This is a genomic window from Photobacterium sp. MCCC 1A19761 (assembly GCF_037389125.1).
GTDB lineage: Bacteria > Pseudomonadota > Gammaproteobacteria > Enterobacterales > Vibrionaceae > Photobacterium.
Map to the genome: position 1 here is coordinate 26,756 of NZ_JAZGTF010000025.1, position 15,054 is coordinate 41,809.

The window sequence follows — 15,054 nt, forward strand, 5'->3', positions numbered from 1 at the left end:
CGGAAATGAATGGCGGCGCGTTGGCATCACATCGGGCGCTGTTGAAAAGTGCGGGGGTGGCCCTGACGGGCGCCGCACTGGGGCTGCTGAGCGGGATCCCGCTGGGCGAGTTGTTTGGTGCGGCGCTGGCGGTTGTCATCGCCAGACAGAGCACAGGGATGCCGACGAACCTTCCGGGGTGGGTCTTGATCGCCGTGCAGCTAATCCTGGGCGTCAGTGTCGGTGCCGTCGTGAAATTCGATCAGCTGGTCACCACCATGACCTGGCCGGCAGTGGTGGGGCTCGGCCTTTGCCTTATCTGTCAGATGGCGATCAATTACTGGTGGCTGTATGCCAAAGAAGGATGGACGCCGTTTGAATCTCTGCTCGGGGCTGTTCCAGGGGCAATGGCCGCGATTTTGATGGTCAGCGAAACGCATGCCAAGCCCTCGGCAAAAATCGTTTTTTCCCACTCGGTCCGATTCTTCATTTTGGTTGCCGTTGCTGCGGTCATTTCCTGGTGGCTGCCGATTGATTCGACGGCGGCTCAGGCACCGTCGGCAATCTTCTGGCCGGGACTGCTTGCGGTGCTGATCGCCAGTCTGCTGCTGGGGAAGCTGGTGGAACGGTTGGGCTTTCCGGCACCGTATATGGTCGCTGCGTTACTCTGTGCTGCGGTGTCGAATTCGCTGTTTCCGGACTGTGTGATCCATGTTCCGGCGATCATGCTGATCCTGGCCACAGCCATGTTGGGCGCGTTAATCGGTAGCCGTCTGGCGCAGACGACACTTCGTGAAGCGATTCGCTATGCCCGGGCCGGTTTGATTGTGACCTTGTTCGGTTTGCTGGTAACGGCCATTTTCGCCTGGGTGTGGTCGCATCTGATCGGAAGCAGTCCGGTGGTCCTGCTGCTGGCTTGGGTGCCGGGGAGTGTTGAAGCCATGACGGCCGTGGCGTTACTGCTGGGGCTGGAGCCGGTCTTTGTGATGGTCAATCATATTGTCAGACTCCTGATCCTCCACGCGCTGCCGGTAGTGCTGAAAACACAACTGGCGCGCGTGGCGAATCATTCATAGCCGAATATGCTCATCCGATTTGCAGGGGTGAACTAGTCAGTCGCCAGCAGGGCGCCGAAGGTCATGAGGCCGGCGCCGCAAACCTGATCGAAGCGCTTTTTGACTTTCTTCAGTCGGGACTGTAGCGGCGCAGAGGTAAACAGCAGGGCAACCAGCGCAAACCAGATCCCGTGCAGTGCCATCATATAGAGCCCGTAACCGATGGCCGTGAGCTGGCTGCTGTCATCCGGAGAGATCACCTGGCTGAAGATACTGAGGAAAAACAGCATGGTTTTGGGGTTGAGGACATTACACAGAAACCCTTGTGACAGGTAGCGTAGCCCGGCGACACGGGCAGTCTCGTTGGCTTGTGTATCCAGCGAATTGTTCGCAGTCAGAATGCCTTTCAAACCTAAATAAATCAGATAGGCCGAGCCGGCATAACGGATGGCGGTAAACAGCGCTTCATTCTGTGAAATAAGGTAACTGATCCCCAGTACGGAATAGCTGATATGGACGCTAATCGCCAGACTGATCCCCAACGCTGTCCATAGTCCGGCGGCTCTCCCTGCTCCGATGCTGTTTTTCAGAACCAAGACAAAATCGGCGCCGGGGCTCATGACAATGAGTAAGCCCAGCAGTGCAAATCCAAGTATCTCCATGAAATCTTCCTGTGATTGTATTGATTGAACGGTATGATTGTAACCAGCCCGGTCGCTCTTTATAATCGAAATTAACTCTCTTGATATGTGAGAAAAATTCACGGATGAGGCATCTCAAAGCATTTCATATTTTCCATGTTGCGGCCGGATCGACGAGTTTCACCGAAGCCGCCAATCGGCTGGCGATCACCCACGGTGCGGTGAGCAAGCAAATTAAGCTGCTGGAAGCGTATCTGTCACAGTCGTTATTTGAACGGCAGGGCAGGCATGTGGTGCTGACCGCCGCAGGAAAGCAGCTGCATCGCTATACGACACAGGCGTTTGAAGCATTGGAGTCCGGGGTCAGCGCGCTCGCACAAAGCAATGAGCGATGTCTGGAGGTTTCCTGTGAGCCGACACTGACCATGCGTTGGTTAATGACCCGGCTGTCTGATTTTTATCAGCAGCATCCCGGTACGGATATTCGTTTATCGACGGCGGGCGGGCCGGTCACGTTGGGCGCGACCGGGCTCTCCATGGCCATTCGCCGGGATGATTTTGATTTACGTGCTGATTATCTCAGCCAGTCCCTGGTGGAAGAGTGGGTGGGGCCGGTGTGTTCTCCGGCCTACTGGCAGTCGATGCAAACAACGCCACAGCACATCAAGTTGCTCCACAGCCAGACCCGGCCACAGGCATGGGCGGAATGGGCAACCAAATCGGGCGCTGGCTGGATTGAGCATCAGGCGCAGCAATCTTTCGCACACTTTTACTTTTCCTTACAGGCCGCCGTCGACGGGCTCGGGATGGCGATTGGCTCTTATCCCCTGGTGGTGGATGATGTGAAGCGGGGAAACCTGATCGCGCCGTTCGGGTTTATTCGTTCGGGGCATCGTTATGTATTGTTGAGCCTGCAAGCGCATCAGGACATCGTGCTGGAGCAGCAGTTTACGGCCTGGATACGGGGCCAGCTCACGGCCTGTGTGCCTGAAGCGCAGGAGTGCGGATCGGGCGACATGCTTGGTTCAGAGAATATATTCGGTTCAGGTAATATACTCGACTCAGGTAATAATCTCGGTTGATGCGTTGCATTAGGGCGCTTGTTCCGCTTTGCTCTTCGCAGCTTCCTTCGTGGCTTTTTCCTTGGTTTCGGCCTGCTCTTTTTCCAACAGACGCTTCGGTGTCGTTTTTTCTTTGAGCGCCCGGCGATAGGCCATGGCCTGATTAAAATCAGAGTTCTCGTCGTCAATCAGGGCTGCCAGTGCTTTGCTGTCAGCCTGGGTCAACTTGCCCATCGCTTTGGCCGTCAGGCCGGATTTGGCGACTTTGGTATCCTCATTTAGGTCGACCATTACGGTGGCCGCCTCCGCCAGTGCGGCGGCGTACTCATCCGGAACGTTGAAGTCATACTCACTAACGTTCATGTGCTTGCGGATTTCCTGGGCCCAGTGGTATTCGAAAAACGGGGGGGCATCGTCAGGTTTCTGATAGCTGATCCCATTAAGGAACTGTACTAGGGACAGGTATTTATCATGCTTGAGTTGCTTTCTGCCCAGGTATTCAGGGAGATCGTCTGGGCTGATTTCATTGCCTTTGGCGTTATACAGCCAGAGTTCATGGTCCTGATTCATCTCCGCCCAGAAATCATCCCCGGAGTCGATCAGGTTATGGGTGACTTTGACGGTCACCGGAACGCTGGTACCACCGTTGGGCATGTCCCAGAAGGTCGACAGCAGGTGATGACCCTTGGTGAGATATAGCAACCCGTCTTCCGAGCCAACCACAACAGTGTTAAGTACGTCTTCTGATTGCCCGGATTTCCCTGTACAGGTATAGGAATCCGGTTTGGTGGGCTTGGATTTTTTGGACCATTCTTTCACGCCTTTTGCGCCATTGGCGCGGCATAAATCGTCGTAGACCAGTTTCGGTTCGTTCTGGTATCGGTTGAGTCTGGCGTACTGCCAGTCATAACTGAGCACGGCTTGTGTCGGCAGTAGTTGGTCCAACGCGACAGTGACAACGTCACCTGCCTGGAGTTTTGCATAGGGGCTTTTTTCCTCATCGGCATGCGCCGGAAGCAGCACTAGACCCATGGTGATGATGAGGGGGTAGAAGCGGAAAAAGTCACGAAGACCTGGCATATCGCAGCACTCACAAAGACGAATCACATCATGAGTCTAGCAATCGATAGCGGCGGGATCGTGTTTAAGAAATAATAAACCCGAGTCACCTGCGATAGACAGGGCGACTCGGGTTTGTCGGGTGTGTTGCCTTCGGGCTGTCAGTTGGCGAGAAGGTTACAGGCCGAGTTCATCCAGCAGGTCGTAGTCAACGTCAACGGTTGCCGCGGTAGCCGTGGCTTTTTCAGCCTGAGCTTTTTTGGCGTTCTCGATAATGCTATCCGGATCGATGTCTTCATGTTGCTCGAAGTCTTCCAACTGGATGAACTCCGTTTTATCCATCGCCAGCTCCAGATAGAAAATGTTGCCTTTCTCGGTCGTAAAGCTCACCCGGCGTGCCTGAGGGCGATCCAGGTTGGTATCGACGGACAGCAGAATTTGCTTGTTCAGCGCCAGCATTTTCGGCTGGTTCTGCATAATCGAGATCCGCAGTTCACGACGGATCTTGCTGGTGAAGTCACCCACCACCTGGTTCATCAGCTCACCCAGGACATCGGCCACTTCGTCGGACGTGTGGTGAATGGCCAGGTCATCTTCGGGGATCCCCATTTTCAGCATGTAGTTCTGGTACAGCTCCAGCGCCGCTTGCTGGGAGAAGTTATTGACGACCAGGCCGGTAAAACCGCCGTCAAACAGAACGAAACAGCCGATATCAGGCTTGAGGCTGGTTTTGTTGATCTTCTGTACCATGGCCGAGTAGCCGACCTGGCTGTCTGTTGCCGTCGATAAGACCGATGCAATGGACTGGCAGAGTTTCAGCAGAATGTCGTCCGTCGTAATCGTTTTGGTTTTTTTCATTGTCTCAGATACCTAGCTAGCTTTGCCTGCAGTGTGCCATAGCGTGTATTCATGGCACAGGCAGGGATAATGCAAATTGATATAGCTCACTGTTTTGGTACATAAACGTGGGCGGGTGTGCCTGATGCGCCTTAGGCGAAGCGTTGTTCCAAATAACTGACGATATCGGCAGATTCATACATCCACTCGACTTCGCCATTGTCCTGCTCGATACGCAGGCATGGGACTTTACGTTTGCCGCCGCCGTTAATCAGTTCCTGCTCCCACATGGTTTGCTTAGCATCACGGGTTTCCAGCGGCAGGTTCAGGCGTTTCGCCGTTCGGCGGACTTTCACGCAAAACGGACACGCTTCAAATTGATACAGATGAATCTGACGCATTTCATCATTGATGCGTTGCTGCTGGGACGCTTCCCGTTTGACGGGTTTAGGTGAGAAAACAGCATTAAAGAGCAAAATCAGGCGTCCGAGGATCCAGCGGATAACTTGCATGGTGGGGCATGTCCTTGATGTGATGAGTTTGGGGAAGGATTGTATTACAAGCGGTTTGAATTGGTAACTAAAAAGTACCCAGTGTTACCGGTGCCCGATTTGATCATCGTTATGTCTAAGATGGGGCTGAATTGGCCGTGATTTTGGGGATATCTTCGCCGAAAAATGTCGTTCCGGGTCATGGTGGATTAGGTCACTCATCTATCAAAAAATGCGATATTGGTTCCCGAAAAGTCGATCCAGCTCACTTATTAAAACTATTTCATAGTGTCAAATTAGGAATATGGCATTGGTGGATTATGATTAGGGTGTCATTAAGAAGAGGGAACGGACGTCAGTGACTACAACGCATAACATTCTTATCTGTGACGACTCTCCGGTCGTGCACCGGGCGATGTCGCGGATCTTATCCGGGCAGCCCGCGGTGTCTCTGTTTTTTGCTGAAAACGGAAAAGAGGGTCTGGAGTGTCTTGCGAGCCAGGCCATTGACATTATGTTCCTTGATTTGACGATGCCGGTCATGGATGGCTTTGAGGTGCTCACAGCGTTATCGACCCAGGCTCACCAGACCAAAATCATCATTTTGTCGGCGGATGTTCAGCGACAGGCCATGGAACGATGTATTGCCCTGGGGGCGCACCAGTTTCTGCCGAAACCATTTGATCCGCTGCATTTAGTCTCCGTTCTGACCCCGCTGGGGATCAGCCTGCAGGAAGTGAAGACGAAGTATCCGGACTTTCCGAGCAGTGACGACTATTACATGCAGGCGTTCAAAGAGGTCGCCAATGTGGCACTCGGGCGGGGCGCGGCCATTATATCAGATCATTTCGGCGAATTTATCAGGATGCCGTTGCCCAATGTGGCGAGCTTAACGCCGGGCGAGTTGGAAATGACGATCGATGACATCCGGCAGCAAAGTGAGCTGGTGGCGATTGCGCAACGGTTTATCGGCGGCGGAATCCATGGCGAGGCCCTGGTCTGTCTGCGGGGTAAAGACGTCGAGAAATTCGGTGCCCGGTTGGGCTTCAGCCAGGTCGATGAGCATAAGAATGAAATTGTTATCGATATCGCGAATCTGATGGTGTCGTCATTTTTGGGCGCACTTTCGGAGCAGATGAATATTCCGTTTTCGGTTCGCCAGCCGATTTTGCTGGAAGACTATATGATTTGGGGGGATAGTGAATCTGTCTCAACCGAGTTGTTTACAGTGGAGTACACCTATCGTGCTGAATCGATGGATCTGGAATGCGACGTGCTGTTTATGATGGATAACAACTCAACCAAAGTCATCAAAAAAGTAATGGATACCTTACATTGAATCAAGTAACGCTTTCAGACTTTCACCTCACCATGCAGGTCTTGGACAATATTGATGCCGGGGTGGTGATCATTGATAAATCACATCAGGTGTGGGCGTGGAATTCATTCATGCAGGCTTACAGTGGTATCACCTCGGATCGCATCATTGGCAAGAACCTGTTTGAGGTTATGACGGATCTCCCGGTTGCCTGGCTGAAGCAGAAAATTGATTCGACGTTCAAGCTCAGAATGCGTTCTTTCAGCTGCTGGGAAGATCGACCCAGCATTTTCCATTTCAAGAACTTCAGTCCGGTGACCGGTGGTGCATCCCTGATGTATCAAAACATGACCCTGACGCCGCTCAAGTCGCTGAACGGGGAATTCAGTCATATCTGCCTGACCGTTACCGATGTCTCTGATATTGCGAAAAGTAAAACCCACCTCAGAGAATCCAACGAGCAACTGACGCATCTGAGCATGACCGACCGGCTGACTCAGCTCTATAACCGGGGACACTGGGAAGCTTGCCTGGCCGAAGAGTTCGAGCGCTGTCGGAACGCAAATATCCCGTCGACCCTGGTGATGTTTGATATTGACCATTTCAAAAAGGTCAATGATACCTTCGGTCATGTAGCCGGCGATGGGGTGATCCGCACCGTGGCCAGTATGTTGCGTCGGACCAAACGCCAAAGCGACATTGCCGGTCGCTATGGCGGGGAGGAGTTCGGGGTGATTTTGCCCGGCACGTCTGCGGAATTGGGCTTGTACTTTACCGAACGCCTGAGAAATAGGATTGAAGACGCGTCTGTCTCTGTGGATGTTCGTAGCATCAATGTCACGATCAGTCTCGGGATCTGTGAGTGGGCGCCCTGGATGCAAGGTTACGAACATTGGCTGGAGCTGTCGGACCGTGCTTTGTACCACTCGAAACAAAATGGTCGCAACCAGACCACAGTTTTCAGCAAGGAGCTGGGTGACGGGTGTACGCGCCACCTTAAGCAGCAAGGGTTCCGTTAACCCGGCTCAGTACCGGCGTGAAATGGAACCGGGCCAAGAGGGGCAAGTCATGAGTCAGGAAACACAAGCGATCCTTTCATTTTTAAAGCAAATTGGGCTCCCGTATGAGTTAGCGCCGCTGCAAGGGAAAACCTTTCTCCCTGGGGTTAAGCTGGTGGCGAGTCGGCTGGTGATTGATGAGGAACAGCTGTTGTATTCGGGTGATATTCTTCATGAAGCCGGGCATTACGCGGTTTGCGATCCCCACGAGCGCCATTTATTAGATGGTGATATCTACAAGAACGGCCTGACTCACGGCCGGAAGAAAGACCGAATGCATGGGGAGGAAATGGCGGCGATTGCCTGGTCGGTTGCGGCCATTCAGCACATTGGTCTGCCGCTTGAAGTCGTGTTACATGCGGATGGATACCGGGGAGCCAGTCAGAGTTTGATCAAGGCGTTTCGCGAAGGCGGCGGGTTTGGCTACCCGTTACTCAATGCCTGGGATATGACGTGTCCGGAGCAGGGGTTTCCCGTGATGCAGCGCTGGATCCGGGAGTTGTCCTGGACGGCGCCAGAGAGTTGAAACCGCGATCTTGCTGACGGTTTTCTGAGAAAGCGTGGTGTTTTAAGCAACTAGGTGACTATTTGGCGTGCTGTGATCACCATTTCTTTTGCGATCTTTTTCCGGAAGCGTCTGCAAGGGTGTTGTAATTTTGCAGAGACTTCTTAGAATTGAAGCAAATACATACTACTACTGCCGAAAAGTGTTATGGTTGTTGAGTCTGAAGGATATCACGCGCTGATAGAATACTTTACTGAGCATTTATCGTTGTTTGAGAATGCCAGTAAAGATGGGAGTAATGAGACAGTTGAAGATGTTGTCACTGATCTGATTGCGACCAATCTCATGGCGGTTTTTTCGCAAAATCCTGACTTGGAAGCGGAATTTCGTTTTAAGTTAATGCAAGAGGCCGATGCCGTGGTTGAGGACTTAAGCGAAGTTCTGGCGGGGGCGTGGCAGTGTTGCCCGACCAATGAGCAAATTTCATTTCTGGAAGATTATATTGGATTGGTGAAAAACCTGTTCGATAGTGCGATAAGTCAACAAGTTTGCCGAGGCTGATAGGCGGCATTCACTGGATTTCATGAAAAGAGAAGGCAGCTTTGGCTGCCTTCTCTTTTTTGCGTGTTTTCTCACAATTTCCTTTGCAACTTAGGTTACATCACGCGTCTTTGGTACAGATTCGTATGTTTTATCGCCGATTTTTCTCTGATTATGTCTCGGCGGCATGCTTTCATTGCAATCCTCATGCAAATCCCCCTGATCTAATTGATAAAAAGCATACTGTGAAATATTTTTGTCATAGTCCTCAAGTAGCTTAGCGGCCGAATCATTGGAACAAGATCACGGTTATGTGCCGGTGGTCTTGCGAGTCCGGCTGAACCATTTCTTCCTCTAATACAGTGGTTTATCGCTATTCAGCCTGATTCATAGCTTATTAAAACTGAAACCTTTGCCAGTAATAATAGCGCCAGGTAAATCAGGGACTTTACTCATGAAACAAACCAAGCTCGGCATATCCAGGCTATCAATTGTCGCTTATATCCAAATCGTATTTTTGCTGCTTGTCTGTATGGGCGGAATGCTGTCGTACTTCGGAAACAAGGGGCTGAATGATGTCTCGAGGGAGTTCGAGACGCTTAGTAAGCAGGCTTTGCCGGTCGCGATGAACAATGCTGAGATTGTTCAGGGTTCATTGCAAACGGCCCAGCGTTTAGCTGAAGTGATTAACAGTACCTCGATAGAGGAGCTGGAAGCGGCTGCGGAGCAGCTCAACCGCGATCAGCAAAGTGTGCTTGCTGCGGTGGATGACCTCGGTGCGCTTGCTGATCAGTATCAAATCGGCTGGCTGATGGAAGATGTGGTTCGGGTCAAGCAGGGTCTGAACCAATTGCGGATGATGTCGCGGACGCTGCGTGAATCTCAGCAGCAAATTCTGGAAACCAAGGTGCAAATTATCAGTGATAAAGCGATGATGAATTATGCGGTTTCCGGGGTTCGGGCCGAAATGAGCCGATTGGGGATGGACTTGTTTGCCGGCAACCCGACGGGCCTGAATCATGTCAATAACTTCGTCAATCATTCCCTGGAGATGGCTAGTAATCTGATCGCCTTGTTGATTGAAACCGATACCGCGAAAGCGGAAAAATTAGCGAAGGGGCTGAAGCGGACCAATCTGGCCGGGATGACCTATGCCTGGCGGGAAATGACGCGAATTGATGGTTCTATCGAAGAATATACCAGCGTCACCGTGCCGTTCGATATGGTGAAAGCTTTGTATGCCGAAGACGGGATTGTCGCGCGGCACCTGTATGTGTTGCAGCTGATGGAAGCGCAGGCGCTGAAAGTAGAAGAAGCGCGCGGACTTATCGCCTCGGTGATGAATGAAGTCGATACCCTAACCGATGGGGCCAATACGATGGTGAGCCAGGGCAAGCAAGGGGTCAGCCAGGCGAGTGAAAAGGCCATTACCTTGTTTGTCACCCTGAGTATTGCCGGACTGATCCTGGCGCTGGCCGCGAGTAGCTGGATCAGCCACACCGTCAGAAGCTCGCTGAAGAAAATTGACCGGGTGGTGAAAGCGACCAGCAACGGGGATTTGACGGTCCGGGCGACACAAAATGCGCCGAAGGAGTTTGCGGTCCTGGGCGGTTTGTTGAATCAGTCCAATATCAACAACAGCCGGATCCTGGGGAAATTGGTCGAAAACAGCAATAGCCTCAACACGGCGGCCGAGAGCAGCCAACAAGCCGCATCGGCTTCCCGGATCGCCCTGAAAGAGCAAAGTGATGAGCTGGCGACGATTGCCACGGCAATCAACCAGCTGGAGTGCTCGATCAAAGAGATTGTTTCCAGTACCTCGGAATCAGAAGCGGAAGCGGAGAAAGCGCATGAGTTGGCATTGCAAGGGGTCCGGATCATCGAACGCAGTACGTCCGGGCTGCGGTCGCTGGATCAGCAATTTATCGTCAACGAGCAACGCATGGCTGAGCTGGGCAACCATGTCAATAAGATCACCGAGGTGGTGGAGCTGATCAGCTCGATTGCCGATAACACCAACCTGCTGGCTCTGAATGCGGCGATTGAGGCTGCCCGGGCCGGTGAGCAGGGGCGCGGTTTTGCCGTGGTTGCGGATGAAGTCCGGAAACTGGCCAGCCAGACCAACCAGCAAACCGAATCGATCCGCAAGACCATTGCTGAGCTGCACCGGGCGGCGAAAGATGCCAACGAAGCCATGGTGGTCAGCCGCTCGGAAATGACCGCCTCGATTGACCTGAGCAGCGAAGTGCAGATTGCCATCGATCAGATCCAGAAAATGATCGCATCGATCAACGACAAGGTGATCACCATTGCTGCCGCGACCCAGCAGCAGGAAAATGCGTCGGTTGAAGTCGGCCGCAGTGTCGAGCAGGTGGCGAACCAGGCGAAAACCAACAGCCGCCAGTTGAAAACCCTGGTGAAAGAAGCCAGTACCGTAGCGGAAGTGGCGCATCAGCAACAGGATCTGTTGTCGAATTATCAGCTGCAATCGGCTTAACCGCGCAGAAGTTTTCATTGCAACCCCGTGAAGCGCCAGTACAATGCTGGCGTTTTTCGTTTAAGCGTTTCTTGTGAGGGGGAGAGCAGCAATGCGAATCCACGCGGTCCACCATTTATATCAGGGGCGTCTGGCACGCTCGACCCGTCCGTATCGGGCGCGCGGCTGCAGCGTTGAGCGTTGCAGCTACTGCATGTTGCGCCCGCATTTATGCATTTGTGACGACAAACCGCACATTGACTCGCAGGCGGCGTTTCTGCTGCTGATGTATGATGACGAGATCCTGAAACCGAGCAATACCGGCCGGCTGATTGCCGATCTGTTTGAGGACACCTTTGCCTATATCTGGTCCCGGACCGAGCCGGATCCGGCGATGTTGGCCCTGCTTGACGATCCGCAATGGCAGCCTTTTGTTGTGTTCCCGGCGGAATACGCAGCGCCTGAGCGGGTCGCTGAAACCGTCGCAATCGCCCCGGGTAAGCGGCCGCTGTTTATTCTGCTTGACGGCAGTTGGGCCGAGGCCAAAAAGATGTTTCGCAAGAGCCCGTATCTGAACGAATTCCCGGTCCTGTCGATTCAGGCCGATCAGCCGTCGCGTTATCAGGTTCGTGAAGCTGCCAAAGTCGGTCAGTTGGGGACGGCGGAAGTGGCGGCGAGAATTATCGATTTATATGGCGAGTCCCAGAATGCCGAAATGCTGGACCTCTGGTTTGATGTGTTTCGCGAGCATTACCTGACCGGCAAGCTGAACCGGCAGTTGCCGGAAGCGTCTGCGATGAAACAGCTTCAGGCCTTTGTGACCACCTGATTTCTGTAATTTTAGAACAGCTTAAGGGCTTTTTATGCAACATCTTGTTGTTTCTTTCGGCAAACGCGAGTCAACTCGATAGGGCGGCTGACTAAATTTGTGGTGTATCACAGTCTGTAGGTGTAGAACTGTGGATAATTTTTTCAGTTTTATGTTTTAGTGATTTGATTGCGGAGTGTGCAGGATGTACTACGGCTTTGATGTGGGTGGAACCAAGATTGAGTTTGGTGCCTTTGATGAAAAACTGGAGCGCGTAGCCACCGAGCGGGTGCCGACGCCGGGTGACGACTATGACAAGCTGGTGAATACACTGGTTGAGATCATTGAGAAAGCCGATCAGACCTTTGGTTGCGAAGGCCATATCGGGATCGGGATCCCGGGGATGGAAAATCCCGAAGACGGGACCGTTCTGACCTCCAACGTTCCTGCCGCCAAGGGCCGCACACTGCGTAAAGATCTGGAACAACGTCTGGGCCGCAGCGTGACCATTGATAACGATGCCAACTGTTTTGCCCTGTCCGAAGCCTGGGATGAAGATCTGCAAGGTGAGAAATCAGTACTGGGCCTGATCCTGGGCACCGGTTTTGGTGGCGGCCTGGTGTTTGATGGCCAGGTGTTCTCCGGCAAAAACCATGTTGCCGGTGAAGTCGGTCATACCCGGATGCCGATTGATGGCTGGTTTCATCTGGGTGAGAACGCCCCGCTGTTTGCTTGCGGCTGCGAAAAGAAAGGCTGTATTGATAACTACCTCTCCGGCCGTGGTTTCGAGCAACTCTATGCCCACTATTACGGCGAGCCGGTGAAGGCCGTTGAGGTCATCCAGCGCTATGAAGCGGGGGATGACAAAGCGGCTGAGCACGTGGATCGTTTCCTGGAACTGGTGGCAATCTGCTTTGCGAATCTGTTCACCGCCCTGGATCCGCATGTTGTGGTACTGGGTGGCGGCCTGTCGAATTTCGAGCTGCTGTATACCGAGCTGCCGAAGCGTCTGCCGAAGCACTTGCTGTCGGTCGCACGCGTACCGAAGATTGTGAAGGCGAAGTACGGTGATGCCGGTGGCGTTCGCGGTGCGGCGTTCCTGAATATCAAGTAAGCCAAGCCAAGCGAGCCACCGCGATATCCGGCGTGGCAACCGATGCGAGAAGGGAGCGAAAAGCTCCCTTTTTTTGATCGGAATCTGTTAGAATCCGCGCCTGAATTTAAGATGTGGAACCACAAAATGTCCTTTCATGCCCTGGGGCTGCAAAGCCAACTCGTTGATACTGTCACCCGATTAGGTTTCGAAACCCCGACGCCTGTTCAGCAACAAGCCATTCCTGAAGTCCTGGCCGGGCATGATATTCTGGCGGGCGCCCAAACCGGTACCGGTAAGACCGCTGCGTTTGGATTGCCGTTGCTGCATCGCCTGATGGAAACCCATCGCGACACCCCGGCGCAAGCGGATGAATCCGTAGGTAATCCGGCCCGGGTGCGGGCGTTGATCCTGACTCCGACCCGGGAGTTGGCCCAGCAGGTCTTTGACAATATCACGGCCTACAGCGAAGGCACCGGCGTGAAAACCGTGGTCGCTTATGGCGGAACCAGTATGAAAATGCAGGTCGCGGCGTTACGTCAGGGGGTGGATATTCTGATTGCAACGCCTGGTCGTTTGTTGGATCACGCCCACGTTCGCACCATCGACTTGGCAGATGTGCAAACTCTGGTGTTGGATGAAGCGGATCGGATGCTGGATATGGGCTTCATTGATGATATCAAGCGCATTATTCGACGGATGAAATCAGTGACGCGTCAAACCCTGTTTTTCTCGGCAACCTTTGCTGGCCCGGTGAAAAAGCTGGCCTACAGTATTTTGCAAGACCCGAAGCTGATTGAAGTCACGCCATCGAACAGTACCGCCGTGACGGTGGAGCAGATGGTGTATCCGGTGGATAAGCATCGCAAACAGGAGTTACTGGCGTATCTGATTGGCTCGCGAAACTGGCAGCAGGTGCTGGTGTTTACCAAAACCAAACAAGGTGCGGAGGCGCTGGCGAAAGAGCTCAAGCTTGATGGCATCAAGGCGGTGTCGATTCATGGCGATAAAAGCCAGGGGGCGAGACAGCGGTCACTCGAGGAGTTCAAAGACGGCAAAGCCAGGGTGCTGGTGGCGACGGATGTTGCAGCCCGGGGCATTGATATCGAACAGCTGGAGCATGTGGTGAACTTTGATATGCCGTTTAAGGCGGAAGACTATGTGCACCGGATTGGCCGAACCGGGCGAGCCGGTAAGCCGGGCTATGCCGTGTCCCTGATGAGCCAGGATGAAGAGTGGGCACTGCGGGCCATTGAAGAGTTGCTGGATACGCGTTTGCCGCAACAGTGGCTGGAAGGCTATGAGCCGGATCCGACCATTGAGCCGCCGGAACATCAGCGTCGGGGACGTTCTGCGGATAAGCGCCGGGCCAAAGCACGGTCGAAAGTCCATCAGGGCCGGGGTCGCCAGCGCCGCGCTTGATGGCCGTGATGCTGATGTCCGGCGTCGCGTTGACAGGGGCAAAATGCTGCTCTAAGGTCATGAATAATCAAAAAGGAATTGCGTATGGTGGAAGCAGTGAAGCGTTGTCCCTGGGTGGACGAAAGCAAGCCCGATTATGTGGCTTATCACGATCTGGAGTGGGGTGTCCCGGTGTATGACGACCAGAAAATCTTTGAGTTTCTGGTCCTGGAATCGGCACAGGCCGGTTTGAGCTGGTACACGATTTTGAAAAAACGCGCTAACTATCGTGATGCGTTCGCAGAATTCGACCCCAAACGCGTGGCTACATTTACGGATGACGATGTCGAACGCCTGATGAATAATCCGGGAATTGTCCGGAACCGGCGCAAGATTGAAGCGGCGATCAACAACGCCCGCTGCTTTCTGGCGGTCCAGGAAGCATTTGGGACCTTTGCCGATTATATCTGGTCCTTTGTTGAAGGCGGACCGAAAACAAGCGCACTGCGTGGATTGTCGGATTATCCGGCGACAACCCCGGAATCGGATCGGTTGGCCAAGGATATGAAGAAGCGGGGGTTTAAGTTCCTCGGCTCGACCACCTTGTACGCCCATATGCAGGCGACCGGCATGGTGAATGATCACAGTCTGGACTGTTTTCGCCGGGCCGAACTGCTCGCTGATCAACCAGAATATTAAACATGATGAAAAGCGGCTGACAAGCCGCTTTTT

At 53.2% G+C, this 15,054-nt stretch carries 15 protein-coding genes; 11 read left to right on the forward strand and 4 right to left on the reverse strand.

All coding sequences use genetic code 11. The features are described 5' to 3' along the window. The first annotated feature begins 5 nt into the window (after nt 1-5). Entirely contained in the window at nt 6-1,055 is a 1,050-nt protein-coding gene (locus VV869_RS18890) for an AbrB family transcriptional regulator (protein WP_443147342.1), read from the forward strand. Nucleotides 1,056-1,087: 32 nt separating this feature from the next. On the opposite strand, the gene VV869_RS18895 is transcribed toward VV869_RS18890, so the two are convergent. Further along, the gene (locus tag VV869_RS18895; RefSeq protein ID WP_337736473.1) at nt 1,088-1,696 is read right to left on the reverse strand and encodes a LysE family translocator; all 609 of its coding nucleotides are present in this window, start codon (nt 1,694-1,696) and stop codon (nt 1,088-1,090) included. 104 nt (nt 1,697-1,800) lie between these two features. On the opposite strand from VV869_RS18895, the gene VV869_RS18900 reads away from it, so the two are divergent. Beyond that, the gene (locus tag VV869_RS18900) at nt 1,801-2,757 is read left to right on the forward strand and encodes a LysR family transcriptional regulator (protein WP_337736474.1); all 957 of its coding nucleotides are present in this window, start codon (nt 1,801-1,803) and stop codon (nt 2,755-2,757) included. A 9-nt stretch (nt 2,758-2,766) separates the two neighbouring features. Here the strand turns inward: VV869_RS18900 and VV869_RS18905 are convergent, their stop codons facing one another. From VV869_RS18905 to VV869_RS18915, 3 genes are all read right to left on the reverse strand, one after another. Beyond that, a complete protein-coding gene (locus VV869_RS18905; protein WP_337736475.1) occupies nt 2,767-3,816 on the reverse strand; it encodes a ParB/Srx family N-terminal domain-containing protein in 1,050 nt (349 codons plus the stop codon). 156 nt (nt 3,817-3,972) lie between these two features. Beyond that, a complete protein-coding gene (locus VV869_RS18910; RefSeq protein ID WP_337736476.1) occupies nt 3,973-4,653 on the reverse strand; it encodes a DUF3334 family protein in 681 nt (226 codons plus the stop codon). Between the two features lie 131 nt (nt 4,654-4,784). Next, the gene (locus VV869_RS18915) at nt 4,785-5,144 is read right to left on the reverse strand and encodes a glutathione S-transferase N-terminal domain-containing protein (RefSeq protein WP_337736477.1); all 360 of its coding nucleotides are present in this window, start codon (nt 5,142-5,144) and stop codon (nt 4,785-4,787) included. A gap of 337 nt (nt 5,145-5,481) precedes the next feature. On the opposite strand from VV869_RS18915, the gene VV869_RS18920 reads away from it, so the two are divergent. From VV869_RS18920 to VV869_RS18960, 9 genes are all read left to right on the forward strand, one after another. Further along, complete coding sequence (locus tag VV869_RS18920) at nt 5,482-6,462, forward strand: response regulator (RefSeq protein ID WP_337736478.1); 981 nt, start codon at nt 5,482-5,484, stop codon at nt 6,460-6,462. After that, nucleotides 6,459-7,460 (forward strand): sensor domain-containing diguanylate cyclase, encoded by a 1,002-nt coding sequence (locus VV869_RS18925; RefSeq protein ID WP_337736479.1) that lies wholly within the window; start codon nt 6,459-6,461, stop codon nt 7,458-7,460. Before VV869_RS18920 ends, VV869_RS18925 begins: the two co-directional genes overlap by 4 nt. Before the next feature lie 49 nt (nt 7,461-7,509). Further along, nucleotides 7,510-8,025: a hypothetical protein gene (locus VV869_RS18930; protein WP_337736480.1), complete on the forward strand. Its 516-nt coding sequence runs from the start codon at nt 7,510-7,512 to the stop codon at nt 8,023-8,025. A 186-nt stretch (nt 8,026-8,211) separates the two neighbouring features. Further along, nucleotides 8,212-8,565 (forward strand): DUF3802 family protein, encoded by a 354-nt coding sequence (locus VV869_RS18935; RefSeq protein WP_337736481.1) that lies wholly within the window; start codon nt 8,212-8,214, stop codon nt 8,563-8,565. Nucleotides 8,566-8,998: 433 nt separating this feature from the next. Further along, nucleotides 8,999-11,041, forward strand: a complete 2,043-nt coding sequence (locus tag VV869_RS18940) for a methyl-accepting chemotaxis protein (RefSeq protein ID WP_337736482.1) — start codon at nt 8,999-9,001, stop codon at nt 11,039-11,041. A gap of 91 nt (nt 11,042-11,132) precedes the next feature. Beyond that, on the forward strand, nt 11,133-11,849 hold the full coding sequence (locus VV869_RS18945; RefSeq protein WP_337736484.1) for a tRNA-uridine aminocarboxypropyltransferase: 717 nt from the start codon (nt 11,133-11,135) through the stop codon (nt 11,847-11,849). A gap of 184 nt (nt 11,850-12,033) precedes the next feature. Beyond that, nucleotides 12,034-12,942, forward strand: coding sequence for an N-acetylglucosamine kinase (nagK, locus tag VV869_RS18950; protein WP_337736485.1), 909 nt, complete (start codon nt 12,034-12,036; stop codon nt 12,940-12,942). 111 nt (nt 12,943-13,053) lie between these two features. Further along, a complete protein-coding gene (locus VV869_RS18955; protein ID WP_443147341.1) occupies nt 13,054-14,343 on the forward strand; it encodes a DEAD/DEAH box helicase in 1,290 nt (429 codons plus the stop codon). Between the two features lie 96 nt (nt 14,344-14,439). Further along, the gene (locus tag VV869_RS18960; RefSeq protein WP_337736562.1) at nt 14,440-15,021 is read left to right on the forward strand and encodes a DNA-3-methyladenine glycosylase I; all 582 of its coding nucleotides are present in this window, start codon (nt 14,440-14,442) and stop codon (nt 15,019-15,021) included. Nucleotides 15,022-15,054 lie beyond the last annotated feature (33 nt).